Source organism: Micromonospora sp. LH3U1, from assembly GCF_028475105.1.
Lineage (GTDB): Bacteria > Actinomycetota > Actinomycetes > Mycobacteriales > Micromonosporaceae > Micromonospora.
In genome coordinates this window covers 1,357,350-1,383,338 of record NZ_CP116936.1, presented here as the reverse complement: position 1 = coordinate 1,383,338, position 25,989 = coordinate 1,357,350, and the positions used below count along the sequence as shown (strand labels likewise).

The window sequence follows — 25,989 nt, the reverse complement described above, 5'->3', positions numbered from 1 at the left end:
CCGGTTAACCTGTCAGCTCAGCGGGACGCCGACGGAAACTCCTCGAAGTACGCCTCGACCCGCTCCGCCGTCGCCGGGCGGGCCAGCGCGAACCCCTGCCCGTACCGGCAGCCGCCCCGACGCGCCCCCTCGACCTGGGTCGACGACTCCAACTCCTCGGCGACGATCTCGACACCGAGCCGCTCACCGACGTTGACCACCACGTCGATCAGCGGCGGCTGCCCGTCCGGCCGCGCGCCCACCAACTCCGGGCCCACCTTGAGCAGGTCGATCGGCAACCGGCGAAGCTGAGCCAGCGAGGCGTGCTCGGCCCGGAAGTCGTCCAACGCGGTGCGTACGCCCAGCGACCGCAGCCCGGCCAGCCGGGCCACCACGGTCGGCAGGTCACCGGCGACCCTCGGCTCGCTCACCTCCACCACCAGCCGCTCCGGCGGCACCCCGTACGCGGCCAGCACGGCCGCGGCCCGCTGGACGAAGTCGGGGGTGGTCAGCTCCCGGGTCGTGACGTTGACCGCCATCCACAGCTCGCGGGCGCCCACCGACCAGTTGGACAACTGCCGGCAGGCCCGATCCAGTACCCACCACTCCAACTCGCCGACCAGGTCCAGGTCCTCCGCGACCGGCAGCAGCTCGGCCGGGAGCACCGTGCCGAGCACCGGGCTGCGCCAGCGCAGCAGCGCCTCCGCCCCCACCGGCTGCCCGTCGACCAGGTCGACCACCGGCTGGTAGACGAGATCCAACTCGCCGCGCGCCACCGCACCGGGCAGCTCGCGTTCCAGGTCGAGCCGGCGAACCAGCTGTTCCTCCAGGAACGCGTCGTACCACTCGACCCGATCCCGGCCCAGCTGCACGGCCCGTCGTCGAGCCAGCTCGGCCTGGCGGAGCACGTCCGCCGGCCCGGCACCGCTCACCTCGGCCAACCCGATGCTCGCCTGGACACGCAGCACCGCACCGGCCAGCCGGTAGGGCGGGGTGAGCACGGTCAACAGCCGGGTGCCCAGCGCGTACGCCAGCACCGGGCCGGCGGCGGTGACCACGGCGAAGCCGGCAGCCGTGCACCCGGTGACCAGATCGTCGGGTGCGATGACCGCGCGGACGCGATGCACCGCCTCGGCCAGCACGTCCTCCCGGGCCGTCGGGCCGATCCCGTCGGTGCCGTGCAGGTCCACCAGCAGCAGCGCACCGGTCGGCACCGGCACGTCGCCGATCGCGGCGAGGGCGTCCAGCAGGGCCGCCCGGTCGCCCGGACCACCGCCTCCCCGGAACGGGCCGCCGGTTGAGCGCCGCCCAGGCCGCGTCGCCATCAGACGACCAGGTCGAGCCGACACCGTTCGCGGTGGCCGGGTCATCCAGGTCACCGGCACGGTCGGGATGGCGGTGTTCGGGCGGAGCGGGTGGAGGATCCGACGTACCCAGCCAGCGTGGTTGCGCCGCACGGCGATGCCGGATCGCGGCGCCGGCACGGCGGCGATGCGCCGCGCGCCGCTCGGGGGTGGGCGGATCACCCGCTCGCAGCAGCTCGCGCAACACCAGGGGCGGCACCGCCGCCAGGGCCAACAACACGCTCGTCCGATCCGGGGCGCGGCCGGCACCCAGGTGCAGGCCCGTCGCCAGCAAGAGCACCGCCGCCGGCAGCACCGACCGGGGCCAGGCCGCAGCGATCGGCTCCGCCGGCTCCGCGTCGCCCACGTCCGCCGCGTCGGCCGCACCGACCGCGACGAGCAGCATCCCGAACACCAGCGGGGGTACGGCCAGCAGCGTCGCCCGCCCAGCCGGCAGCGTGGCCAGCAGCACCAGCCCGCCCAGGGTGAGCAGGACGCCGCCCCGGCACACCGCCGCGCCCGAGCGTCGCCGTGGCCCCGCGAACGCGGTGAGCGCGGCCATGCCCAGCCCGCCGAGCGCCAACGCGGCCACCAGCCGGGCCGGGGCCGGCAGGCCGTCACGGGGCGGCAGCAGCAGCCAGCCGGCGAGGGCCAGACCGACGGCCGGGCCGGTCGACTCGACAAGCCAACGCAGCCGGACCCCGGCCGACGACCGCGTCCGGCCGGGGAGCCGGCACAGGCCGGTCACGGAGAGGGCCGCCACGACCAGCGACCCGGCGAGCACGGCGACGGTGTGCCCGATGTCGGTCAGGGGCAGCACGACGGCGGCGAGACCAGCCGCCACCACCGCCGCGTCGAGCAGCACGCCCGCCGCACGCGGCGACGGATCGGTGGGGCGCCGGGTGGCCAGCCGGGAGAGTCGCACCCCGGCGAGCGTGGCGCCGGCCCCGGCGGCCAGCGCGATCACCACCGAGGTCGGGACCAGTTCGGCGGCACCAGCGAGCAGGAGCAGCGCCACCGCCGTGGACGTGGCGGCCTCCGGTGCCGCACGGCGGGGGACGAGGACGCGGAACGGGTACGCGAGGAGCACGGCGGTCGCCTTCGTGAGGGGGCACGGGGGCGGTGCGACGGTGCGGGACATCGGACGTTGCGGGTCCGCTGTTCAAAAGTTGGTAACGATCGACGGCCGGATCGGTTACTTCTCGGTCATCTGGAAGAGACAAAGACCTGTGTCACTGTACGGCGTGCGGCACCCCGGCGGCACCGCCCGCCGCGAGCCGAACCGGCCGGGGGTGGGATCATCGGAGGGTGAGTAAGCCCGACACGGTCCGCTTCCGGTTCAACCAAGCCATCCTGGTCGCCGCGGTCATCGCCTTCTTCGGTGCCCTGCCGCTGGCCAACGCCCGGACCTACCTGCTGCCGGTGCTGCTCGTTCCGCTCGCCGTCGCGGTGTGGGCCTGGCGGGCCGGCACCGACGCCGACGCGCGGGAGCTGCGCGTACGGGCACTGGCGGGGCAACGCCGGATCGACTGGGACCAGGTCCTCGAGCTGGCCACCGACGAGCGCGGACGGGCGGTCGCCCGGCTCGACGACGGCCAGCAGCTCACGCTGCCGGCCGTCCGCGGGGAGGATCTGCCCCGGCTGATCTCAGTCACCGGCCAGACGCTGCCCGACGACGCGGCCGAGTCCCCCGGTCAGTAGCCGTCGACCACCGTGTTGATCAGCGGCTGCCCGGCGGCGAACCGGCGTACCTGATCGCCGACCAGCCGGTAGGCCCGCGGCAGTAGGCCGCGCACCGAGCCGGCCACGTGCGGGGTGAGCAGCACGTTCGGCATCGCCCAGAGCGGCGAGTCGGAGGGCAGCGGCTCCGGATCGGTGACGTCCAACGCCGCCGAGATCCGACCGGTGCCCAGCTCGGCGACGAGCGCCTCGGTGTGCGCCACCGGCCCCCGGGCGGCGTTGACCAGCAGCGCCCCGTCCGGCATCGCGGCCAGGAAATCCTTGTCGATCAGGCCACGGGTCTGGTCGGTGAGCGGCACCAGCACCACCACCACGTCCGCCTCGGGCAGCAGCCGGGGCAACTCCTCGACGGCGTGCACCCCCTGCTCCGGGCGGGCCGACCTCGCGACCAGGGTGAAGGTCACCTCGAAAGGCGCGAGCCGGTCGCGCACCGCGGTGCCGATCGACCCGGCTCCGATGATGAGCACCCGTTTACCGGTCAGCTCGTCGGTCGGGGCGTTCCCCTCGAACGCCCAGCGCCGCTCGGCCTGCGCCCGGACGAACGCCGGGAACGCCCGCAACTGGGTGAGGATCGCGGTGACCACCCACTCGGCAGTCGACGGGTCATGCACACCACGAGCGTCGCAGAGCGTGACACCCGGCGGCGTACGGCCGGCCCAGGCGTCGGCCCCGGCGGAGAGCAACTGCACCACCGCCAGGTCGGGCAGCTGATGGAGCAACGCCGTCGCGTCCGTCCCGCTCAGGAACGGTGGCACCCAGACGCGGACGTCGGTCACCTCCGAGGGCAACTGGTCGGCGTGCTCGGCAACCTCCACCGTCACGTTCGGGGGCAGCTCGCCCATGAGGTTCAGGCCGGCGCGGTGCGGGATCCATACCTTCACGTCCGCCGACGATAGTCCCCGACGCGGCAGCCGGCGCGGGCACGGCGGCGAACCGACGTCCCGGGGGATGGCGCGCCGAGCCGGTGCAGGCGAGACTCAGCACACCGATGTTCGGCCAGGGCCTGGACGAGGTATAACGAAGGATCGGAGGGCCGGTCGGCCTCCGCCCCGGCAGACAGGTGCTCGATGACCGACGGCTCCCCCGCCACCGCCCGGCGTCCGATCGCCCCACCTGCGGCGCTCAGCGACCCGGCGCGGCTGCGCGCGCTCGCCGACACCGGGCTGGACGCCGCCCCGGACGAGGCGTTCGACCGGTTCGCCCGGCTGGTCAGCGACCTGCTGGACGTGCCGGTCGCGCTGGTGTCCCTGGTCTCCGCCGACCGGCAGTTCTTTCCGGGCGCGGTCGGGCTGCCGGACCCCTGGTCGGAGCGCCGGCAGACCCCGCTGAGCCACTCCTTCTGCCAGCACGTGGTGGACACCGAGGTGCCGATGGTGCTGCCGGACGCCCGGCTCTACCCGCGCGTCCGGCACAACCTGGCCATCGACGACCTCGGCGTGGTCGCGTACGCCGGGATGCCGCTGACCGACCTCTCCGGCCGGGTGCTCGGCTCGCTCTGCGCCATCGACAGCAAGCCCCGCGCCTGGACCGCCGCGCAGCTGCGGACACTGGCCGACCTGGCAGCCGCCTGCTCATCGGAGCTGCGACTGCGGATCGCGCTCGACGGCGCGCAGGAGGCACGGCGCCGGGTCGTGCAGGCCCATGAGCGACTGGAGCTGCTGGCCGGGGTGAGCGAGACGCTGGCCGGCACACTGGACGTGAACATCGCGCTGCGCCGACTCGGCGCCACCATGGTTCCGCTGCTCGCCGACTGGTGCCTGCTCACCCTGATCGGGCCGACCGGCCTGCCCCGCGAGGTGGTCTCGGTGCACCGCGACCCGGCCCGGGCGGCGGACGTCGACCGCTTCGGTGAGCTGTTGCGCACCGGGCTGAGCCCAGAGTCGATGGTCCGGGCGGTGCTGCGGACCGGCCAGCCCCGACTCGGCAGCGTGGCGTCCCTGGCCGACGTGACGAGGGGCACCACACACCCGGAGATGGCGTCGATCGCCGGTCGCCTGGGCATCGCCTCCTACCTGAGCGTGCCGGTGCCGGGCGCCGGCGGCACCGTGCTGGGCGCGATCACCCTCGTCAACGACTCCCAACGTCAGCAGTTCGACGACCGCGACCTGCTCACCGCGGTCGACATCGGCCGCCGGGCCGGCCAGGCCATCGGCAACAGCTCGATGTACGGCGAGCAGCGGCACGTCGCCGAGGTTCTGCAACACAGCATGCTGCCGCGGCTGCCGGTCCTGAACGAGTTGGAGCTGGCGGCCCGCTACCAGCCGGCGGCCGACCGGGTGGAGGTGGGCGGTGACTGGTACGACGCCTTCGTCCAGCCCGACGGCGACGTGATCGTGGCAATCGGGGACGTGGCCGGTCACGACATCGAGGCGGCGGCGACCATGGGCCAGCTGCGCAACCTGGTGCGGGGCAACGCCTTCGGCCGGCCGGACACGGTCGGGGCGCTGATGAGCAACCTGGATGGCGCGATTCGTGGCCTGCGGCTGCCGATCGCGGCCACCGCGACCCTGGTCCGGATCCGTCCGCAGAGCGCCGGCGTCCACGCGGTGACCTGGTCCAACGCCGGGCACCCGCCAGCCCTGGTGGTCCGCGCCGACGGGGCGGTCGAGGCCCTGGAGGCGACGCCGGAGCCGCTGCTCGGCCTGGCCCGGCCGTCGCCACGGACCAGCCAGTCGACCAGCCTGGCCACCGGCGACACCCTGCTGCTCTACACCGATGGGCTGATCGAGCGACGGGACCGATCCATCGACGAAGGGCTGGCCGAGCTGGCAGACCGGCTGACCGGCGCCGACACGCTGCCCCTCGACGAGCTGTGTGACCTGCTGCTCGCCTCGATCCGCCACCGCGAGGACGACACCGCACTGCTGGCCGTACGGGCGCGGTGAGCGGTCCGCCGGGGACCACCCGCCGGTGTCACCGGCACGCGTCGGATCCCGACGGGCCCGGCCGGGCCGTTCGGCGGGCTACCCTGGGCCGGGTGAGAGCCCGTCCCCCGTACCCTCGCACCCGCCGCCTCCGCGTGGCCCTCGCGGCGTCCTGCGCGGCGCTGCTGTTCACCGCCGGTTGCAGCTTCGGCGAACCGGAGCCCGACCCGGCCGGTGAGCCGCCCAACCTGCCCACCCCGTCCGCGTCGGCAGGCCCCGGCGGCGCCGGCCAGCAGGCGGTGGCGACCGTGCTCGCCAAGGGTTTGCGGGTGCCCTGGGCCATCGCCTTCCTGCCGGACGGCGGCGCTCTGGTCACCGAACGGGACAACGGCCGGATCGTGCAGGTCGGCCCCGAATCCGGGCCGGACGGCCTGCGGGTCCGCGCGGTGCAGACGATCCCCGACGTGGCGGCGGCGGGTGAGGGTGGCCTGCTCGGCATCGCCGTCTCCCCCGGCTACGCCCAGGACCGGACGGTCTTCGTCTACTACACCGCCGAGCAGGACAATCGGGTCGCCCGGCTGCAACTCGGCGGGCAGCCCACCCCGATCCTCACCGGCATCCCCAAGGCCAATGTGCACAACGGTGGCGGGTTGGGCTTCGGCCCGGACGGGCAGCTCTACGTCAGCACGGGTGACGCCGGGCAGCGCCCCCTCTCCCAGGACGTGAAGAGCCTCGGCGGCAAGATCCTGCGGATCACCCCGGACGGCAAGCCCGCCGCGGGCAATCCGTATCCCGGTTCCCCGGTCTGGTCACTGGGCCACCGCAACGTCCAGGGCTTCGCCTGGGACGCCGCCAAGCGGATGTACGCCGTCGAGTTCGGCCAGAACACGTGGGACGAGATCAACCAGATCACCAAGGGCGGCAACTACGGCTGGCCCGAGGTCGAGGGTCGTGCCGGTGACAAGCGGTTCACCGACCCGATCACGCAGTGGGCGACCGCGGACGCGTCCTGCTCCGGTCTGGCCGCCACGGACCGGCTGCTGGTCACCGGCTGCCTGCGCGGCAAGCGCCTCTGGGTGCTGGAGCTGACCGACACCGGCACGCTGCTCGGTCAGCCCAGTGAACTGCTCACCAACCGGTACGGCCGGCTGCGCGCGGTGGCCGCGGCACCGGACGGGTCGCTCTGGGTGAGCACCTCCAACCACGACGGGCGGGGCACCCCGGCGGGCGACGACGACCGGCTCCTGCGGGTGGTCTTCGCCGGCGGCGACGGCGGCCGGAGCTGACGTTCGTCACCATCCGTTCAGGTTCGCCAAGATCTTCCGACGGGCAGGTCAGACTTTCAGCATGGACGGGCAGCGCGACGAGCAGCACGACGACGCCGGTGACCGGGGCGACCCGGTGACCAGCGGTGATCGGCCACGCCCGACCGGCTGGCGGGTCGGGTCCGCCGGGCCGCTGCGCCGCATCGGGCTGATCGTCGCCGTGCTCGCCGTGGCCCTCGCCGGGGCGGTGCTGGGGGTGCTGGCGGGCGGTCAGGTGGACACCGACATCGGGCCGTTCCGGGCCAACCTCAGCATCTCCCCCGCCCGTGACGGCGGCACCACCGTCGACATACCGCCGCTCGGCGCGCTGCTGCTCGACAGCCACGACGGGCCGACCCACCTCACCGTACGGCTGGGCGCCCTCGACCAGGGGCGCACCGAGGCGCTGCTCGACGATCCCGCCAGCATCAGCCGGGCCAGCCAGAGCGCCGTGGAGGACGTCCGCTCCGGTGTGATGCGGCTCGGCCTGCGGACCCTCGGCGCGTCGGTGCTGGTCACCCTGATCCTGGCTGGGCTGATCTTCCGTAACGTCCGACGGACCGCCTGGGCGGGCGGGCTGGCGCTGCTGATCACCGCCGGCAGCCTCGGCACGGCGGCGGCCACCCTGCGTCCCCAGGCGATCGAGGAGCCACGCTACGAGGGGCTGCTGGTCAACGCGCCGGCCATCGTCGGTGACGCCCGGCGGATCGCCAACGACTACACGAAGTACGCCGAGCAGTTGCAACGCCTCGTCGGCAACGTCAGCCAGCTCTACACCACGGTGTCGGCGCTCCCGGTGTACGAGCCGGCCCCGGGCACCACCCGGGTCCTGCACGTCTCCGACATGCATCTCAACCCGACCGGCTGGCAGCTGATCCGGACGGTCGTGGAGCAGTTCGGCATCGACGTGGTGGTCGACACCGGGGACATCACCGACTGGGGCAGCGAACCGGAGGCGTCCTTCGTCGGCTCGATCGGTCTGCTCAAGAAGCCGTACGTCTTCATCCGGGGCAACCACGACTCGGGCCGGACCGCCGCCGCGGTGGCCCGGCAGCCGAACGCGATCGTGTTGAACAACTCGACGACGACTGTCGCCGGGCTGACCATCGCCGGCATCGGCGACCCGCGCTTCACCCCGGACAAGAACACCTCCCCCGCTGGCAGCGGGCTGACCCAGGAGGTGGCCGATCAGGTGATCGGGGTCGGCAACCAGCTCGCCGCGACGGTCCGCAGCTCGCCGCGACCGGTCAACATCGCTCTCGTGCACGACCCGGCGTCGGCAGCACCGCTCGCCGGCACCTGCCCACTGGTGCTGGCCGGGCACACCCACGCCCGGCAGATCTCCAAGCTGCCGCAGACGCCCGGGCAGCAGCCCACCACGCTGATGGTGGAGGGCTCCACCGGCGGCGCCGGGCTGCGTGGCCTGGAGGGCGAGAATCCGACGCCACTGTCGATGAGCGTGCTCTACTTCGACCAGCAGAAGATGCTCCAGGCGTACGACGACATAACCGTGGGCGGCACCGGGCAGGCCCAGGTCAACCTGGAACGGCACGTGGTGGAGAACCCCACCGCCGCAACGCCCCCCTCGGGCACCCCGACCCCGACCCCGACCCCGACCCCGACCAGCTGAACGCGGGCCGGAAGTCGGGGGTCAGCGCAGGGCGATGGCGGCCAGGGCGGCGTTGACGATGCTGCCGGGCAGCAGGTCGTGCAACTCGTACAGCTCGGAGACGGTGCCGGACTGGCCGAACTCGTCCACCCCGAGGGGCACCGCCGGCGCGCCGACCGCCGAGCCGAGCCAGGCCATGGCGTGCGACGCGGCGTCGTGCACGGTCACCACCGGCACCCGATCGGCGAACGCGGACCGCAGCGCGCCCGGCACGCTGGGCACGGTGGCCGTCCGCACGCCCTGACGCAGGGTGCGCTGCCAGGCCCGGTAGAGCCGATCCAGCGAGGTCACGTCGACCACGTGCGCGGCGACGCCCTCCTCGGCCAGCTCCGCCGCAGCGGTCAGCACCTCGGGCAGCACCGCGCCGGAGGCGGCCAGCTGCACCACCGGGGCGTCGGCCAGGTGCGGGTACGCCTGATGCGCGTCGACCAGCCGGTACGCCCCGGCGACCACCTGTCGGCGCAGCACCGCATCGCCGAGCCGGGCCCGGGCCGCCTCGAACGGCGCCTGGTCCAGTGGACGGGTGCTCAGCCGGAAGTAGTACGCCCCGTCCTCGGCCGGCGCGGCGGTCGCGGCCGGCGACGATCCGCCGGCGATCTGCCCGAGCGCGTCGCAGAGCAGCCAGTCCAGGCTGCCGGCGTACGCCGGCTCGACGAAGGTCACGCCGGGCAGCTCCAGGCCGACCGACGCGGTGATGGTGGACTGGTGGGCGCCACCCTCGGGAGCCAGGGTGATGCCCGACGGGGTGCCGGCCACCACGAACCGTGAGCCGGAGTACGTGCCGTACAGGAACGCGTCGAGGCCCCGCAGCACGAACGGGTCGTAGACCGTTCCCACCGGCAGCAGCGGCTGCCCGGACAGGTCCCAGGACAGGCCGAGCTGGCCGAGCAGGAGGAACAGGTTCATCTCCGAGATGCCCAGCTCGATGTGCTGCCCGGAAGGGCTCTCCGTCCAGCGCAGCATCCGGTCCTCGGTCCAGGATCGCTGCTCGGTGGGGGCGAACACCCCGGTCTTGTTGATGAAGCCGGCCAGGTTGGTGGAGGTGGCCACGTCCGGGGCGGTGGTCACCAGGTAGCGGCCTACCTCCCGGTCCCGAGCCAGGTCCACCAGCACCCGACCGAAGACCTCCTGCGTGGAGATCGGCTTGGTTGCGCGTACTCCCGTGCTTTCCGGAACGGTGACCCCCAACGCGCGCTCGCGGGGCGCGCGGGACAGCGCCTCCCGGCGGGCGCCGGCCCGGATCCCGGCCGGTGACGCCGGGTCGAGGCGGTCCCACTCGGTCTCGCGGGTCAACCCCTGCGCGGCGCGCAGCGTGTCGACCTGCTCGGAGCTGAGCAGCGCGGAATGGTTACGCGGGTTGCCGGCGATGGGCAACCCCCAACCCTTCACGGTGTACGCGAAGACGACGCTGGGCCGGTCGGTGACCGCGTCGCACTGGGCGTACGCGTCGAGCATCGCCTGCAGGTCGTGCCCGCCCAGGTCGGTGACGAGCGGGCCCAACTCCTCGTCGTCGACGTGGCCGATCAGCTCGTCGATGCCGGCTGGCGCGCCGTCCAGGAACTGCTTGCGCAGCGCCGGACCGGCCAGCCCGAACAGCGACTGGTACTGCTCGTTGGGCATCGCGTCGATCCAGTCGCGCAGCGCCTCGCCACCCGGTCGGGCGTACGCCTCGGCGAGCCGGCGGCCGTACTTGACCTCCACGACGTGCCAGCCGGCCGCCTCGAACTGACCCCGCCACTGGTTGATCCGGATGCCCGGCACCACGCGGTCCAGCGACTGGCGGTTGAAGTCGACCAGCCACATGACGTTGCCCAGCCCGGTGGTGGCGGGGTCGGCGACCGCCTCCCAGATGTTGCCCTCGTCCAGCTCGGCATCACCGATCAGCGCCACGAACCGCGAGTGCGGGCGGGCACCGAAGTGCGCGTCGACGTACCGCCGGGTGGCGGCGGCGAAGAGCGGCGCCGCCGCGCCCAGGCCGACCGACCCGGTGGAGAAGTCCACCTCGTCCGGGTCCTTCGTGCGCGACGGGTACGACTGGAGACCGCCACGGGCCCGCAGCCGGGGCAGGTAGGAGCGGTCCAGGTTGCCGAGCAGGTACTGGATGGCGTGGAACACCGGGGACGCGTGCGGCTTCACCGCGACCCGGTCCTCGGCGTCCAGATGCGCGAACCAGAGCGCGGTCATCGCCGTGACCAGGGACGCGCTGGACGCCTGATGGCCGCCGACCTTCACACCGTCGCCGGTGGCCCGGTCGTGGTTGGCCGCGTCCACGATCCGGGTGGCGAGCCAGAGCACCCGCCGCTGGATCTCGCCGAGGACATCGAGGTCGTGCTGGGTCACGGTGGCTCCATCCAGGCGTCGCCGTTGACGCCCTCGCGAGGGGGTGCGGATCACGCCGCCCGAGGCGGCCGGGGGTGCGGTGTGCCGGTCAGCCCTCGACGCCGAGGCGCTCCAGGATCAGCTCCCGCAGGGTCTTCGCGTCGGCCTGACCGCGTGTGGTCTTCATGACCGCGCCGACCAGCGCGCCGACCGCCGCGACCTTGCCGCTGCGGATCTTGTCGGCGATGCCCGGGTTGGCGGCGATCGCCTCGTCCACGGCCGCGGTCAGCGCGCCGGTGTCCGAGACGACCTCCAGGCCCCGGCTGGTCATGATCTCGGTGGGCGAGCCCTCACCATCGACCACACCCTCCAGCACCGTGCGGGCCATCTTGTCGTTGAGCTTGCCGGCGTCGACCAACCCCTGCAGCTCCGCGACCTGCGCCGGAGTCGCACCGATCTCGGCCAGCTCCACGCCGCTCTCGTTGGCCCGGCGGGACAGCTCACCCAGCCACCACTTGCGGGCCGCGGCCGGAGTCGTGCCGGCGGCCACGGTGGCCTCGATCAGCTCGACCGCACCGGCGTTCAGCACCGACTGCATGTCCAGGTCGGAGAGCCCCCACTGCTGCTGCAGCCGACGCCGGTGCACCCGGGGCAGCTCCGGCAGGGCGGCCTTCAGCTCGGCGACCCAGGCCGGGTCCGGGGCGATCGGCACCAGGTCCGGCTCCGGGAAGTACCGGTAGTCTGTGGCCGTCTCCTTCGAGCGCCCGGAGGTGGTGTCGCCGGTGTCCTCGTGGAAGTGCCGGGTCTCCTGGGTGATCCGGCCGCCCGCGTCGAGCACCGAAGCCTGCCGCAACATCTCCGAGCGGACCGCCCGCTCCACCGAGCGCAGCGAGTTGACGTTCTTGGTCTCGGTGCGGGTGCCCCACTCCTGCCCCGGCAGGTTGAGCGAGGTGTTCACGTCGCAGCGCAGCGAACCCTCCTCCATCCGCACGTCCGAGACGCCGAGGGTGCGGATCACGTCCCGCAGCTCGGTGACGTACGCCTTGGCCACGTCGGGGGCGAGCGCGCCGGTGCCCGGGATGGGCTTGGTGACGATCTCGACCAGCGGAATGCCGGCCCGGTTGTAGTCGACCAGCGACTCGGTCGCGCCGTGGATGCGGCCGGTCGCGCCACCGACGTGCAGCGTCTTGCCGGTGTCCTCCTCGAGGTGCACCCGCTCGATCTCGATCCGCACCGTCTCGCCGTTGACCTCGACGTCCAGGTAACCGTCGACACAGATCGGCTCGTCGTACTGGCTGATCTGGAAGTTCTTCGGCATGTCCGGGTAGAAGTAGTTCTTCCGCGCGAACCGGCACCACTCGGCGATCGAGCAGTTCAACGCCAGGCCGATCCGGATGATCGCCTCGATGGCCGCCTTGTTGGCCACCGGCAGCGAACCAGGCAGGCCCAGGCACACCGGGCAGACCCGGGTGTTCGGCTCGCCACCGAAGTCGGTCGGGCAACCACAGAACATCTTGGTGTTCGTGCCCAGCTCGACGTGGGTCTCCAGGCCGATCACCGGTTCGTAACGCGCAACGACCTCGTCGTACGCGGGCAGCGTCGTCGTCATCTGGGCTCCTGCCTCACAGTGCCGGTGGGGTGAACGTGCCGATGGCGGACTCCAGCGCGGCGGCCACCCGGTACATCCGGTCGTCGGCCATCGTCGGAGCCATCACCTGCAGGCCGACAGGCAGCCCCTCGGAGATGCCGCAGGGCACCGAGATGCCCGGCCCGCCGTACAGGTTGGTCGGGATGGTGTACAGGTCGGCCAGGTACATCTGGTACGGGTCGGCCGTCCGTGCGCCCATCGGGAACGCCACCGACGGGGTGGTCGGCGAGATCAGCGCGTCGACCCGCTCGAACGCGGCGTTGAAGTCCCGGGTGATGAGCGTCCGGACCTTCTGCGCCTGCCCGTAGTACGCGTCGTAGTAACCCGACGACAGCGCGTACGTGCCGATCATGATGCGGCGCTTGACCTCCGGGCCGAAGCCGGCCTCCCGGGTCAGCGACATGACCTCCTCCAGCGACCGGTTGCCGTCGTCGCCGACCCGCAGGCCGAACCGGACGCCGTCGAACCGGGCCAGGTTGGAGGAGCACTCGCTCGGCGCGATCAGGTAGTACGCCGGCAGCGCGTACGCGAACGTCGGGCAGGACACCTCGACGATCTCCGCACCCAGCTTCGCGAGGGCGTCCACCGACTCGCGGAACGCGGCCATGACACCCGGCTCGGCGCCCTCGCCGACGAACTCGGTCACGATGCCGAGCCGCACACCGGTCAGGTCGCCGGTCGCGCCGAGCTTCGCCGCCGCCACCACGTCCGGCACGGGCTGCGGAATCGAGGTGGAGTCACGCGGGTCGTGCCCGCCGATCACCTGGTGCAGCAGGGCCGCGTCGAGGACCGTCCGGGCACACGGGCCGGGGGTGTCGAGCGACGAGGAGAACGCGACCAGCCCGTAGCGGGAGGTGCCGCCGTAGGTGGGCTTCGCGCCCACGGTGCCGGTGACCGCGCCGGGCTGGCGGATCGAGCCGCCGGTGTCCGAGCCGATCGCCAGCGGCGCCTCGTACGCGGCCAGCGCGGCGGCGCTGCCACCACCCGAGCCACCCGGGATCCGGCTCAGGTCCCACGGGTTGTGCGTCGCGCCGTACGCCGAGTATTCGGTGGAGGAGCCCATCGCGAACTCATCCATGTTGGTCTTGCCGAGCATCACCGTGCCGGCTTCGCGCAACCGCTGCACGATCGTCGCGTCGTACGGCGGGCGCCAGCCCTCCAGGATCTTCGACCCCACGGTGGTCGGCACACCCCGGGTGGCGAGCACGTCCTTGACCGCGACCGGCACACCCGCGAGGGGGCCCAGGTCCTCGCCGGCGGCCCGGCGCTCGTCCACCGCGCGGGCCGCGGCGAGCGCGCCGTCGGTGTCCACGTGCAGGAAGGCGTGCACCCGGTCGTCGACCGCGGCGATCCGGTCCAGGTGCGCCTGGGTCACCTCGACGGCGGAGGTCTCGCCGCCGGCGACCAGGGCCGCGATCTCCGTCGCGGTCATTCTGGTGAGATCGCTCATGCCGTCACTCCGCTTCGCTCCGCGACGCCATGAGGCACCAGCGCGCTGCATCGATGATTCGCTCGCTCACGCTCGCTCATGAGGCCACATCCTCGGTCAGGATCCGCGGTACGCGGAACCGCTGGTCCTCGGCGTCGGGCGCGCCGGACAGCGCCTCCTGCGGGGTCAGGCACGGCGTGACCACGTCCTCGCGGAAGATGTTGGTCAGCGGCACCGAGTGCGAGGTCGGCGGAATGTCCGCGGCAGCGACCTCGCCGACCTGGGCGACCGCCTGGAGGATCACGTCGAGCTGGCCGGCGAACGTGTCCAGCTCCTCCTCGGTGACGGCGAGCCGCGACAGGCGCGCCAGGTGCGCGACCTCCTCGCGGGAGATGGCGGCCATCCGTGCCCCCTTCTGATGTCCTGCTGGTCGGGCGGTGTGCCGGCCGCGCGATGGGTGGAGCGTGACGCGCGGTGACCGGAGCGAGTCTATTGTTCCGCTCCGGTGCCGCGTCCCCGACTCCCCCTTCGCCGGCCCTCGTGCCGTGTTGGCGGGCGGGTCAGCGGGTGGGTCGACGCGCCGCGTCCGCTTGCGGGTGCCCGCCCGTCGGGCGAACCGGCCGGTACCGGGCCAGCCAGGTGACCAGTTCCTCGGCGGGCATGGGCCGGGCGTAGAACCAGCCCTGAGCGGCGTCGCAGCCGGCGGCGTGCAGCATCCGCCAGGTCCGCTCGTCCTCGACGCCCTCGGCGACCACCCGCAGCCCCAGAGCGCCGGCCAGCTCGATCATCGACCGGACGATCGCCGCGTCGTCGGCGTCGTCCGCCATGCCGAGCACGAACGACCGGTCCACCTTCACCTCGGACAGCGGCAACCGCCGCAGGTGCTGCAGGGAGGAGTAACCGGTGCCGAAGTCGTCCAGCGCGATGCCCACCCCGATCCGGTGCAGCCGCGAGATGGTGGCCAGCACCCGGCGCGGGTCGGCCATCAACGCACCTTCGGTGATCTCCACCTGCAGCCGCTCGGCCGGCACCCCGTAGCGGGCCAGCCGGTCGGCGATCTGGTCGGCGATCTCGCCGGTGTGCAGGTCGCGCACGCTGACGTTCAACGCCGCGCGCAGGCCGATACCGGCCGCTGACCACTTGGCGAGCTGCTCGACCACGTCGTCGACCACCCGACGGGTGAGCAGCCGCATCACGGCGCTCTGCTCGGCGACCCGGATGAGTTCCTCCGGGTCGACCATGCCCCGCCGCGGGTGCCGCCACCGCAGGAGGGCCTCGACACCGACCACCTCGCCGGTCGCGATCGCGATCTGCGGCTGGTAGTACATGGTGATCTCTCCGGCGTCGTCGGCCGGCTCACCGTCCGCGTGCGCCCACCCGGTCGGTTCGAGCGGTTGCCCTGGTGCGCCCGGCCCGACGTCGCTCCGAGACCCGGGGCCGCCGTCGCCCATCGCGGCCACCGCGCTTCCGTTCGATGACCACCGACCGTTCCCGCCCCCGGCGCGCCGCCCCCGGCCGGGCCCGGGCGGGTGCCGGTGACCGTGGCACGGGTGTTGCGGCCCCGGATCGGGTCGGCCCCGGTGGCGATCCGGTTGATCAGCTCATCGGCGTGCACCAGTTCGGCGTCGTTGCGCCGACGGCGTCCCCACCACCGGCCGCCGGCCCGCGGTGTCGTGGCGATCACCGACGCCGGGTCCGCGTGTGGCGCGGCCTCGGCCGGAGCACCGGTGGGCAGCGCCGCCCCGTCACCGCCGCGCACCTCCGCCGTCACGGCGAGGGGTACGTCGACCATCCGCTCCGCGCCGGCCACCTCGCCCGGCACACCGTCCCGGCCGTTAGCGTCAGCCTGCTCGCCGTGCTCGCCCTGCTCGGCGTCCTGACCGTGCTGGCCGTGCTGGCCGTGCTGGCCGTGCTCGGCATGCTGGACCTGCTCGGGTGCGCCCTCGGCGTGGCGCTGACCCGCCTGCTCGGCGTCGAACAGTTCGGCCGACGGGCTGGACTCCAGCACCCGGCGCAGGTCGGCGAGGAGACCGAGTCGCTCGGCGGAGTTGTGGTCGGACTCCGGCGCGTAGACAGCCACCGTGTCGTTACGGTGCTTGGCGTCGTACATCGCCACGTCGGCGTGGCGCATCAGGGTGGCGAAATCCTCGCCGTGCTCCGGGAAGAGGGCGATCCCGATCGACCCGCCCACGTCCAACGGCAGCCCGTCGAGGGGCACCGGCTCGTCCAGTGCCTGGACCACCCGGTCGGCCAACTCCCGCGCCTGACCGACGTCGGTCAGCCCGGTCATGACGATGGCGAACTCGTCGCCCCCGAGCCGGGCGATCATCTGCGGTCGCGGCTGCACGTCGGAGAGCCGGGCGCTGACCTCGACCAGCAGCCGGTCGCCCACGGCGTGCCCGAGGGCGTCGTTGACGTTCTTGAAGCGGTCCAGGTCGATCAGCAGCAGCGCCAACTGGCCGTCGGGTTCGCCGCGGGCCGTCCGCTCGGCGTGCAGGTGCACCTGCTCGGCCACCTCGACCAGCAACGCCTTGCGGTTGGGCAGCCCGGTCAACGGGTCGGCGGCGGCGAGGTGCTGCTGCTCGACGGTCAGCCGGGCCATCCGGTAGACGGCGAAGAGCGGCACCAGCACCAGCGGGATCAGCGCCGCACTGACACGCGCGGCGGCGACCAGCACTGGGGCGAGCAGCAGCAGCGAGCCGGTGGAGAGCAACTCGAAGCCGAGGCCCTGGCGGAGGGTGGGCCACCACCGGTCACCGAAGCGCAGCCGTACCGCCCAGCTGACCAGCCCATAGTTGACGACGAACCAGGCCAGGGTGGCGCCGCCGACGGCAGCCACGTCGGTCCAGTGCAGCCGACCGCCGGAGAAGATGGCGCCCGACCCGAGCTGGATCACCCCGTAGGCGGCGGCGAGGGCGCACGCGTACTGGCCGACGTTGAACGCCGTCCGCCACGGTGCGTGCCGCATCCGCCAGCCCGAGACGATCACCCCCAGCGCCTGCACCACCACCGCCGGGCCGAGGCCCCAGCCGAGCAGGATCGCGAAGGTGAAGCAGGTGGACGGGAACACGGCGGAGGTCTGCCGGCGCCCCGGCGGAACGAACGGGCGCGCGTCGCAGACCACGGCGAGCGCCGCCATCGTCCAGAACGCCACCGGCAGTCGGGACACCTCACCCGGGAGCGTCGCGAGTGGAACGGCGGCGGTCAGCGCGGCGACCACCAGGATGCCGACGACGAAGGTGGCGAACGGTGCCACCCGTCCCGGGGGGAGCGAGTTGCGTGGATCGGCGACCTCCACCACACCTCCCGACCGACAGTCGGCGTGCCGGTGCGCACGCCGTGACCCAATGAAACGCCCTCGGCCCCCGGTTTCCCGGTATGACAGTCACGAATCGGTCGTAGTCGTAATTAAGTTGGTATACGCGGCTAGTCGCCGCGTCAAGCCCTCGGCGGGATCAGCCGGCCAGCTGGGCGACTTCCCGTGCGGCGTCCGGACCCGCGTCCAGCAGCACCCGGAACCCGTCCTCGTCGAGCACCGGCACCTTGAGGCTGGCCGCCTTGTCGGCCTTGGACCCGGGGTTGTCCCCCACGACCACGAAGCTCGTCTTCTTGGAGACCGACCCGCTGACCTTGCCGCCGCGGGTCTGGACGGCCTCGGCGGCCTGGTCCCGGGAGAAGCCGGCGAGCGTGCCGGTCACCACCACGGTCAGCCCCTCCAACGGGCGCGGCCCCTCGTCGACCGCCTCCTCGGCCATCCGTACGCCTGCCTCGGCCCACTTGCGGACGACCTCGCGGTGCCAGTCCACGGCGAACCACTCCCGGATGCTGGCCGCGATGGTCGGCCCGACCCCGTCGACAGAGGACAGCTCCTCCTCGCTGGCCGCGTCGATGGCCTCCATCGAGCGGAAATGCCGAGCGAGCGCCTGCGCGGCGGTGGGGCCGACATGCCGGATGGAGAGCGCCACCAGCACCCGCCACAGGTCACGCTCCCGGGCCACCGCGAGGTTGTCCAGCAGCTTGACTGCGTTACTGCCCAGGCTGCCGTCCTTGTTGATGAAGAACGGGGACCGGGACAACTGCTCGGCGTCGAGCTGGAACAGGTCACCCTCGTCCGCGATGGTCTCCGCGTCCAGCAGGGCCGCCGCGCCCTTGTAACCGAGCACCTCGATGTCGAAGGCACCGCGACCGGCGAGGTGGAACACCCGCTCGCGCAGCTGGGCCGGGCAACTGCGGGTGTTGGGGCAACGGATGTCGATGTCGCCCTCCTTCGCCGGCGCGAGCGGGGTGCCGCAGGCCGGGCAGTTGGTCGGCATGACGAACGGACGTGCGTCGGCGGGCCGCAGATCGACCACCGGACCGAGCACCTCGGGAATCACGTCGCCGGCCTTGCGCAGCACCACCGTGTCGCCGATCAACACGCCCTTGCGCTCGACCTCACGGGCGTTGTGCAGGGTGGCGAGCGCGACGGTGGAGCCGGCCACCCGCACCGGTTCGAGCACCGCGAACGGAGTGACCCGCCCCGTACGCCCCACGTTGACGTCGATGTCGAGCAGCTTGGTGGTGACCTCCTCCGGCGGGTATTTGAAGGCGATCGCCCAGCGCGGGGCGCGGCTGGTCGAGCCGAGCCGGCCCTGGATGGAGACCGGGTCGACCTTGACCACCACGCCGTCGATCTCATGCTCGACGTCGTGCCGGTGCTCGGCGTAGTAGGCGATGTATTCCGCCACCCCGGCCAGATCCGGCACGACCCGCCACCGGTCGCTGGTTGGCAGCCCCCACGCTTTGAGCGCCGCGTACGACTCGGACTGGGCGGTGGGCTGGAACCCACGACGGGCGCCGATGCCGTGCACCACCAGGCGCAGCGGCCGGGACGCGGTGACGCGTGGGTCCTTCTGCCGCAGGCTGCCCGCAGCGGCGTTGCGGGGATTGGCGAACGGCGCTTTGCCCTGTTCCACCAGACTCGCGTTGAGATCGGCGAACTCGGCGATCGGGAAGTAGATCTCGCCCCGGACCTCCACCAGCTCGGGGATGTCCGGGAAGTCGGCCGAGGGAGTGAGCTGGCCGGGCACGTCCCGGATGCTGCGCACGTTGGCGGTGACGTCCTCACCGGTGCGGCCGTCACCCCGGGTGGCCGCCCGGACCAGCCGGCCGGCCTCGTAGGTGAGGTTGATCGCGAGCCCGTCGACCTTCAGCTCACAGAGGTAGGGCACCAGGCCACCGGCGTCCCGCTCGACCCGCTCGGCCCACGCTGCCAGCTCCTCGTCGGCGAAGGCGTTGTCGAGCGAGAGCATCCGTTCGGCGTGGGTGACCGGGGTGAAGTCGGTCGAGAACGTGCCGCCCACCCGCTGGGTCGGCGAATCCGGCGTACGCAGTGCCGGAAACTCCTCCTCCAGTGCCTCCAGCTCGCGTAGCTGCTTGTCGAACTCGGCGTCGGCGATGGTCGGCGCGTCCAGCACGTAGTAACGATATTGATGCTCGGTCAGCTCACGGCTGAGCGTGGCGTGCCGCTCCCGCGCCTGCGGCGTCGGCTCGGCGCCGGCCGCCGCCTCCTGAGCCGGGCTGACCTGCTGACCGACCTGCTCCTCGGACACCCCGCCACCTTCGGACACGCCTGCGACCTCCCTGATCACGCTACTCCGGCACGGTATCGGGCCGGTGGGACAATCCGTCGCCCACCCGCGTCGGAAGCGACGTCACCCTCCGCCGAGTTCCCGTGATCACCTGATGCTCGGCAGTCGTCGACGAGCCGGTCCAGCTGCTCAGCATCAAGTGATCAAGGAAGGCGGTGGAGTGCCTCGGGGCGGTGGGGCTGCCGCGGTGTGGTTGGCGGGCGGCGCGGGCGGCGGCGTGCGAGGATCGCCGGACGATGGCGGCCGGTGGGCCGCAGGGAGGCGGAGATAGCGATGCCGGACGCACTGCTCTGGGCGGTGGCGATCCTGCTGGCGGTTGCCGCTGGCTGGGCGTGGAACAGCTGGCGACACCGGGTCGCGAACCGGCGCCCCGGAACCCGACCGGGTCGGGGCACCACTTCCCGCACCGGCGGCCGTCGTCCGGCCCCGCCCCGGCCGCGCGGCGCCGAAGGCTCGACCGCCAAGCCCCGCTCGCGCGACACCGCTCGACACGGCGACGCCCCGGCACCCGGCGAGATCTGGTGGGCCGACGTCCCGTACGCCGACGGCACCGGGTCGAAGGTGCGTCCCTGTCTGGTGCTACGCGCCGACTCCCGGGGCGCCGACGTCCTGAAGATCACCAGCCAGGACAAGAGCGACCGGGACGACCACGTACGGATCCCCACCCGGGACTGGGATCCCGACGCCGAGCACGACAGCTACCTGAGCCTCACCGAGCCGACCCGGATCAGCTCGGCCGCCTTCGCCGATCGCGCCGGCCGGTGCGACGCCGACCTCTGGCGGCGCGTCCGCAGCCTGCGCCACCTGCCCACCAGCTAACCCGGCACGGCAACCCGCGGGGCCGACCCGCCACAGGCACCCGGCAGGGCCAACCCGCCACGGCTGGGCCACTTGTGGCCCACCCCTGTCCATGATCGACTCGGGTTCCCGGAAACCGGGGTATCCAGGCCCAGGAATACCCCACCTTTCAGGAAACCGAGTCGATCACGGGCCGGCGGGTCAGTCCCAGGCGGCGCTGAGCGCGGCGAGCTGGTCCGCGTACTCGATGCGGTCGGCCCACCCGGACGGCCAGGCGGCCATCCCGAGGGCCGCGCCCACGAAGGCGCCGGCCAGGGCCGCGATGGAGTCGGAGTCGCCGGCGGTGGTCGCGCCCCGGGCCAGTGCCGCGACCGGGTCGACGGCATGCCGTACGGCGCAGAGCAACGCGGTGGCCAGCGCCTCCTCGGCAATCCAGCCCTCCCCGGTGGCCCGGCACGGGTCACCGCCGTCGTCCGGCTCCCCCAGCGCGGCCGTCAGTCGACCCAGCGCCAGCAGGCACTCGTCCCAGCCTCGGGCGATGAACTCCTCCGCGCTACGGACCCCGGGGCGCTGCCAGAGGTCACCCAGCCACTGCTCCCGGTACACCTCCCGCTGGGTCAGCGCCCGTTCGGTGAGAATCGCGGGAAGCTCGGGCAGCGGGGCACCCGCGCGCAGCGCGAAGACCGCGTACGCGGTGAGCTCGCTGGCGGCCAGCCCGGTCGGGTGACCGTGGGTCAACCCGGCCTGCAACTGGGCCAACCCGGCCAGCGTGTCCAGATCCACGTCGAGCAACCCGACCGGGGTGACCCGCATGTTGGCCCCGCACCCCTTCGACCCGGCCACGGTCGCCTCCTGCCAGCGCAGCCCACGGCTCAGCTCGGCGCAGGCGCGCAGGCAGGTCATCCCCGGGGCACGGTTGTTGTCCGGGCTGACCGACCAGGCGACGAAGCGCCGACGCAGCAGCGGCTCCACCACCTCCGGGGTGAACGAGGGTGCCTCGTGCAGCGCCCAACCCACCGCCAGCGCCATCTGCGTGTCGTCGGTGACCAGCGCAGGCTCGCCGGACAGCTCACGCGGACCGGTCGGGCCGTACCGGTGCTCGATCTCGGCGACGGTCAGGAACTCGGTCGGCTTGCCCAGCGCATCACCGTAGGCGAGGCCGAAGAGCGAGCCGGAGGCACGCAGCGTGGGGGTGTGGATCACGGCGGCCATGATGCCCGGCCACCGTGATTCACGCCAGGCTCAGTCCCAGCAGAGGCAGAACGGGTGGCCGGCCGGATCCGCGTAGACCCGGAAACCCTCGCCCTCACCGCGCAGCCGCCGAGCGCCGAGCGCGAGCGCGGCCTTCTCGGCGCTCTCGATGTCGTCAACCGTCACGTCCAGGTGGAACTGCTGGGGGCGCTCCGGGTCCGGCCAGGCCGGCGGTCGCAGATCGAGCGCCTGCTGGAAGGCGAGGCGCGGCTGGTGCCCGGGCGGGCCACCCAGCACCACCCAGTCGTCGTCGGAGTCACCCTCGGAGAGAGGCACCCCGAGCAACTCGGCGTAGAACGCCGCCAGCGCCCGCGGATCCGGGCAGTCGATCACCACTGAACGCAGCTGTCCAATCATGACCGTCATCCTGCCCACCGCGTACGACAGAAAACCTCAGTCCTCGGCGAACCGCCGCCCGGCGTCACGGCACGCCGCGAGCACCGCCCGCGCGTACTCCGGGGTGGCACCGGCGAGACCGCAGGCCGGGGTGACCACCACCTGCTCGGCCAACTGTCGACGAGGGAAGCCGAGGCGGTCCCAGATTTGGCGTACCCGATCGGCGATCTGCGCGGAGGTCGGCGCGCCACCGGCCGACGGCGGCCGGGTCGGCACGGCCCCGGCCAGCAACCCGAGGCCGGCGTCGATCGCCTCCCCCAGCGGGTCAAGCTTGGTGACCAGGTCGAGGTCGAGGGCGACCGCGACGGCACCGGTGGAGCGGATCAGCTCCAGCGGCACGTCCGGGGCGCAGCAGTGCACCACCGTCGGCACGCCGACCGCCTCGACGACCGTGCGCAGCAGCGCGGCCGCGTCCACCGGATCGACTGCCCGGTACGCGCCCAGCCCGCTCTCCGTCGGCACCCGCCCGGCCAGCACGGTCGGCAGCGACGGTTCGTCCAACTGGAGCAACACCGAAGCCCGAGGCAGCCGCCGGGCCACCGCCGCGACGTGCGCGCGCAGCCCCTCGGCGAGGGAGCCGGCCAGATCGCGGACCGCGCCGGGGTCGCGCAACAGGCGGCCACCGATCGGCAACTCCAGGGAGGCGGCCAGCGTGAACGGGCCAGCGGCCTGCACCTTGATCGGCCCGGCGTACTCCTCGGCCTGTTCGGCGAGCTGGTCCAGGTCGCGTTCCATCAGGTCACGGGCCCGGCGCAGGTCGCGGCCCGGACGCGGGGCGACCTGCCACCGCCCGGCGTACACCTCGACGGGCAGCTCGACCAACAGCCCGGCGCTGCGGCCGATCAGGTCGGCGCCGGGGCCACGCGCCGGCAGTTCGGGCAGGTGGGGCAGCTCGGGGAGCTCGCCGAGGACCACCCGCTGGGCCTCGGCGATGTCGGTGCCGGGCAGCGAACCAATTCCGGTTGCCGCGCCGGCCGGCCAGGGCCACGCCTGATCTGTCACGGCCGAAGGCTATCCCGGCGTACGCGCAGGCAGTGCGGCGACCGCGCGGTCAGCCACTGATGGTCGCCGAGCCGAGGACCACGTCCCCGGCCGGGTCCGGCCGGTACGCCACCACGGCCTGACCGGCGGCGACACCGCGTACGGGCCGGCGCAGCTCGGCGTGCAGCAGGTCGCCGTCCAGGGCGACGGTCGCCGGCACCACGTCGCCGTGTGCGCGCAACTGCACCTCGCACTCGACCGGCGCGTCCGGACGCGCGCCCCCGGTCCAGACCGGACGAACGGCGCGGACCTCGGACACCTCAAGCGCCTCGGCGGGGCCGACGGTCACCGTGTTGGTCTTCGGCGTGATGGAGAGCACGTAGCGCGGCCGACCGTCCGGGGCGGGCCGGTCCAGGTGCAGCCCGCGACGTTGCCCGACCGTGTACGCGTACGCGCCGCTGTGACTGCCGACCACCGCGCCGGTGCTGGCGTCCACCACGTCGCCGGGTGCCTCGCCGAGGCGGCCAGCCAGGAAGCCGCGGGTGTCACCGTCGGCGATGAAGCAGATGTCGTGCGAATCCGGCTTGTCGGCCACCGCAAGGCCACGCTCGGCCGCCTCCGCGCGGACCTGCGCCTTGGTCGAGTCGCCCAGCGGGAAGACCGAACGGTCCAGCTGCTCGCGGGTGAGCACGGCCAACACGTACGACTGATCCTTGGCCACGTCGACACTGCGCCGCAGCAGCCCGTCCGAACCGAGCCGGGCGTGGTGCCCGGTCACGACCGCGTCGAAACCCAGGGCCACCGCCCGGTCCAGCACCGCCGCGAACTTGATCTTCTCGTTGCAGCGCAGGCAGGGGTTCGGCGTACGGCCGGCCGCGTACTCGGCGACGAAGTCGTCCACCACGTCCTCGTGGAAGCGGTCGGCCATGTCCCACACGTAGAACGGGATGCCGATCACGTCGGCGGCCCGCCGGGCGTCCCGGGAGTCCTCCAGGGTGCAGCAGCCGCGCGCCCCGGTCCGATAGGTCTGTGGGTTGCGGGCCAGCGCCAGGTGCACACCGGTCACGTCGTGCCCGGCCGCCACCGCCCGCGCCGCCGCCACGGCCGAGTCAACCCCGCCCGACATAGCTGCCAATACCCTCACCAGGCACTCCCTTCCCCAACCCAACCCAACCCTATCCACCCCACCCCACCCCACCCCGCGCCCCACGCGCCCCGCCCCACGCGCCCCACCCGCCGACCTCCGTCGATCTAGGGCAAATCGTTGTGGTCAGAGATCATCCAACGACGATTTGCCCTAGATCGACGGGGGCAGGGCGCGGCGCGGGGCAGGGCGCGCGGCAGGCGCGGGCGGGCGGGGCGGGGGCAGGGCGGGCTGCGCGGGGTGGGTTTAGCGGGGGTGGGTTTAGCGGGGGTGCGGAGGGCGGCGGCTCGGCGGGCTCGGTCCACCGCTGCGGGGAGGGCCGCTATCAGGGCGTCCACGTCGGCCTGGGTGCTGGTGTGGCCCAAGGTGAAGCGCAGCGAGGAGCGGGCGCGGTCGTCGTCCGCGCCCATCGCCAGCAGCACGTGCGACGGCTGGGCCACACCCGCGGAGCAGGCCGAGCCTGTCGAGCAGGCGATCCCCTGGGCGTCGAGCAGGAGCAGCAGGGCGTCGCCTTCGCAGCCCGGGAAGGAGAAGTGCGCGTTGCCGGGCAGCCGGTCGTCCGGATCACCGTTGTAGATCACCTCGGGCACCGCCCGGCGGACCCGCTCGATCAGGTCGTTGCGGAGCGCGGCCACCCGGGCCGCGTACTCCTGCTGGCCTTTCACCGCCGTCTCGACGGCGACCGCGAAGGCGACGATGCCGGCGGTGTCCAGGGTGCCGGAGCGTACGTCGCGTTCCTGGCCGCCGCCGTGTAGCAGTGGCGTGGCCGCCACGTCCCGGGCGAGCAGCAGGGCGCCCACGCCGGTCGGGCCGCCCATCTTGTGCCCGGTGACGGTCAGCGCGGAGACCCCGCTGGCGCCGAAGTCGACGGGCACCTGACCGACCGCCTGGATGGCGTCGGTGTGGAACGGCACTCCGTGTTCGGCTGCGACGGCGGCCAGCTCGGCGACCGGCTGGACGGTGCCCACCTCGTTGTTCGCCCACATCGCGGTGACCACGGCCACCCGGTCGGCGTGCGCGGCCAACTCGGCGCGCAGGTCCGCCGGGTCGAGCCGGCCGGCGGCGTCCACCGGCAGCCAGCCGACCTCGGCGCCCTCGTGTTGGGCAAGCCAGTCGACCGCGTCGAGCACCGCGTGGTGCTCGACGGCGCTGGAGACCACTCGTCGGCGGTCGGGGCCGGCTCCCCGGCGGGCCCAGAAGATGCCCTTGACCGCGAGGTTGTCACTCTCCGTCCCGCCACCGGTGAAGATCACCTCAGAGGGCCGGGCACCCAGGACCGCGGCCACCCGCTCGCGCGACTCTTCGACCCGGCGGCGGGCACGGCGACCCGACGCGTGCAGGGAGGACGCGTTGCCGACCTCGCGGGCGGTAGCGACGTACGCCTCCAGTGCCTCATCGAGCATCGGAGTCGTCGCCGCGTGATCCAGGTAAGCCATCACCGTTCAGCCTACGGCCGACACCTTGGGGACCGGATGCCGGAGGGGACTCCGGTGA

Annotated in this window: 19 protein-coding genes; 5 read left to right on the top strand and 14 right to left on the bottom strand. The window is 73.1% G+C overall.

The window, feature by feature from the left end:
• Positions 1 to 17 precede the first annotated feature (17 nt).
• A complete protein-coding gene (locus PCA76_RS06435) occupies positions 18 to 1,304 on the bottom strand; it encodes a GGDEF domain-containing phosphodiesterase (RefSeq protein ID WP_272615994.1) in 1,287 nt (428 codons plus the stop codon).
• Positions 1,305 to 2,630: 1,326 nt separating this feature from the next.
• On the opposite strand from PCA76_RS06435, the gene PCA76_RS06430 reads away from it, so the two are divergent.
• Positions 2,631 to 3,023 carry a PH domain-containing protein gene (locus PCA76_RS06430; protein WP_272615992.1) on the top strand — a complete coding sequence of 131 codons (393 nt, stop codon included), beginning with the start codon at positions 2,631 to 2,633 and terminating at the stop codon, positions 3,021 to 3,023.
• Here the strand turns inward: PCA76_RS06430 and PCA76_RS06425 are convergent.
• Entirely contained in the window at positions 3,017 to 3,943 is a 927-nt protein-coding gene (locus PCA76_RS06425; protein ID WP_272615991.1) for a 2-hydroxyacid dehydrogenase, read from the bottom strand. The genes PCA76_RS06430 and PCA76_RS06425 overlap by 7 nt on opposite strands.
• 186 nt (positions 3,944 to 4,129) lie before the next feature.
• On the opposite strand from PCA76_RS06425, the gene PCA76_RS06420 reads away from it, so the two are divergent.
• The 3 genes from PCA76_RS06420 (at position 4,130) to PCA76_RS06410 (ending at position 8,860) form a co-directional block, all read left to right on the top strand.
• A complete protein-coding gene (locus tag PCA76_RS06420) occupies positions 4,130 to 5,947 on the top strand; it encodes a SpoIIE family protein phosphatase (RefSeq protein ID WP_272615989.1) in 1,818 nt (605 codons plus the stop codon).
• Positions 5,948 to 6,039: 92 nt separating this feature from the next.
• Complete coding sequence (locus PCA76_RS06415; protein ID WP_272615988.1) at positions 6,040 to 7,212, top strand: PQQ-dependent sugar dehydrogenase; 1,173 nt, start codon at positions 6,040 to 6,042, stop codon at positions 7,210 to 7,212.
• Between the two features lie 61 nt (positions 7,213 to 7,273).
• Positions 7,274 to 8,860, top strand: coding sequence for a metallophosphoesterase (locus PCA76_RS06410; RefSeq protein WP_272615986.1), 1,587 nt, complete (start codon positions 7,274 to 7,276; stop codon positions 8,858 to 8,860).
• A 21-nt stretch (positions 8,861 to 8,881) separates the two neighbouring features.
• Here the strand turns inward: PCA76_RS06410 and PCA76_RS06405 are convergent, their stop codons facing one another.
• The 7 genes from PCA76_RS06405 to ligA form a co-directional block, all read right to left on the bottom strand.
• Positions 8,882 to 11,239, bottom strand: coding sequence for a transketolase-like TK C-terminal-containing protein (locus tag PCA76_RS06405; RefSeq protein WP_272615985.1), 2,358 nt, complete (start codon positions 11,237 to 11,239; stop codon positions 8,882 to 8,884).
• A gap of 88 nt (positions 11,240 to 11,327) precedes the next feature.
• Positions 11,328 to 12,827 (bottom strand): Asp-tRNA(Asn)/Glu-tRNA(Gln) amidotransferase subunit GatB, encoded by a 1,500-nt coding sequence (gatB, locus tag PCA76_RS06400; RefSeq protein WP_272615983.1) that lies wholly within the window; start codon positions 12,825 to 12,827, stop codon positions 11,328 to 11,330.
• Positions 12,828 to 12,840: 13 nt separating this feature from the next.
• Positions 12,841 to 14,316: an Asp-tRNA(Asn)/Glu-tRNA(Gln) amidotransferase subunit GatA gene (gene gatA / locus PCA76_RS06395; protein WP_272615981.1), complete on the bottom strand. Its 1,476-nt coding sequence runs from the start codon at positions 14,314 to 14,316 to the stop codon at positions 12,841 to 12,843.
• 76 nt (positions 14,317 to 14,392) lie between these two features.
• Positions 14,393 to 14,698: an Asp-tRNA(Asn)/Glu-tRNA(Gln) amidotransferase subunit GatC gene (gene gatC / locus PCA76_RS06390; RefSeq protein WP_007456314.1), complete on the bottom strand. Its 306-nt coding sequence runs from the start codon at positions 14,696 to 14,698 to the stop codon at positions 14,393 to 14,395.
• A gap of 157 nt (positions 14,699 to 14,855) precedes the next feature.
• Positions 14,856 to 15,584: an EAL domain-containing protein gene (locus tag PCA76_RS32780; RefSeq protein ID WP_272619214.1), complete on the bottom strand. Its 729-nt coding sequence runs from the start codon at positions 15,582 to 15,584 to the stop codon at positions 14,856 to 14,858.
• Positions 15,488 to 17,593 carry a GGDEF domain-containing protein gene (locus PCA76_RS06380; RefSeq protein WP_272615979.1) on the bottom strand — a complete coding sequence of 702 codons (2,106 nt, stop codon included), beginning with the start codon at positions 17,591 to 17,593 and terminating at the stop codon, positions 15,488 to 15,490. The genes PCA76_RS32780 and PCA76_RS06380 overlap by 97 nt, the downstream gene beginning before the upstream one ends.
• 157 nt (positions 17,594 to 17,750) lie before the next feature.
• The gene (gene ligA / locus PCA76_RS06375; protein ID WP_272615978.1) at positions 17,751 to 19,886 is read right to left on the bottom strand and encodes an NAD-dependent DNA ligase LigA; all 2,136 of its coding nucleotides are present in this window, start codon (positions 19,884 to 19,886) and stop codon (positions 17,751 to 17,753) included.
• Between the two features lie 312 nt (positions 19,887 to 20,198).
• Between ligA and PCA76_RS06370 the strand changes: the two genes are divergently transcribed.
• The gene (locus PCA76_RS06370; RefSeq protein ID WP_272615977.1) at positions 20,199 to 20,744 is read left to right on the top strand and encodes a type II toxin-antitoxin system PemK/MazF family toxin; all 546 of its coding nucleotides are present in this window, start codon (positions 20,199 to 20,201) and stop codon (positions 20,742 to 20,744) included.
• A gap of 180 nt (positions 20,745 to 20,924) precedes the next feature.
• Here PCA76_RS06370 and PCA76_RS06365 read toward each other — a convergent pair whose 3' ends face one another.
• The 5 genes from PCA76_RS06365 to PCA76_RS06345 all read right to left on the bottom strand — a co-directional run bounded on the left by PCA76_RS06365 (position 20,925) and on the right by PCA76_RS06345 (position 25,931).
• A complete protein-coding gene (locus PCA76_RS06365) occupies positions 20,925 to 21,935 on the bottom strand; it encodes an ADP-ribosylglycohydrolase family protein (RefSeq protein ID WP_272615976.1) in 1,011 nt (336 codons plus the stop codon).
• A gap of 30 nt (positions 21,936 to 21,965) precedes the next feature.
• Positions 21,966 to 22,331 (bottom strand): VOC family protein, encoded by a 366-nt coding sequence (locus PCA76_RS06360; protein WP_272615975.1) that lies wholly within the window; start codon positions 22,329 to 22,331, stop codon positions 21,966 to 21,968.
• Positions 22,332 to 22,367: 36 nt separating this feature from the next.
• A complete protein-coding gene (locus tag PCA76_RS06355) occupies positions 22,368 to 23,372 on the bottom strand; it encodes a methionine synthase (RefSeq protein ID WP_272615974.1) in 1,005 nt (334 codons plus the stop codon).
• A gap of 49 nt (positions 23,373 to 23,421) precedes the next feature.
• Positions 23,422 to 24,495: a tRNA 2-thiouridine(34) synthase MnmA gene (gene mnmA, locus PCA76_RS06350; RefSeq protein WP_272615972.1), complete on the bottom strand. Its 1,074-nt coding sequence runs from the start codon at positions 24,493 to 24,495 to the stop codon at positions 23,422 to 23,424.
• Positions 24,496 to 24,602: 107 nt separating this feature from the next.
• A complete protein-coding gene (locus tag PCA76_RS06345; protein ID WP_272615970.1) occupies positions 24,603 to 25,931 on the bottom strand; it encodes a cysteine desulfurase family protein in 1,329 nt (442 codons plus the stop codon).
• Between the last annotated feature and the right edge of the window lie 58 nt (positions 25,932 to 25,989).

Bases quoted from the DNA above. Each gene is read 5' to 3' on its own strand.
- PCA76_RS06435 (WP_272615994.1), bottom strand. From the start codon at position 1,304: ATGGCGACGCGGCCTGGGCGGCGCTCAACCGGCGGCCCGTTCCGGGGA.
- PCA76_RS06420 (WP_272615989.1), top strand. From the start codon at position 4,130: ATGACCGACGGCTCCCCCGCCACCGCCCGGCGTCCGATCGCCCCACCT.
- PCA76_RS06410 (WP_272615986.1), top strand. From the start codon at position 7,274: ATGGACGGGCAGCGCGACGAGCAGCACGACGACGCCGGTGACCGGGGC.
- gatB (WP_272615983.1), bottom strand. From the start codon at position 12,827: ATGACGACGACGCTGCCCGCGTACGACGAGGTCGTTGCGCGTTACGAA.
- gatA (WP_272615981.1), bottom strand. From the start codon at position 14,316: ATGAGCGATCTCACCAGAATGACCGCGACGGAGATCGCGGCCCTGGTC.
- gatC (WP_007456314.1), bottom strand. From the start codon at position 14,698: ATGGCCGCCATCTCCCGCGAGGAGGTCGCGCACCTGGCGCGCCTGTCG.
- PCA76_RS06370 (WP_272615977.1), top strand. From the start codon at position 20,199: ATGCCGGACGCACTGCTCTGGGCGGTGGCGATCCTGCTGGCGGTTGCC.
- PCA76_RS06365 (WP_272615976.1), bottom strand. From the start codon at position 21,935: ATGGCCGCCGTGATCCACACCCCCACGCTGCGTGCCTCCGGCTCGCTC.
- PCA76_RS06360 (WP_272615975.1), bottom strand. From the start codon at position 22,331: ATGATTGGACAGCTGCGTTCAGTGGTGATCGACTGCCCGGATCCGCGG.
- PCA76_RS06345 (WP_272615970.1), bottom strand. From the start codon at position 25,931: ATGGCTTACCTGGATCACGCGGCGACGACTCCGATGCTCGATGAGGCA.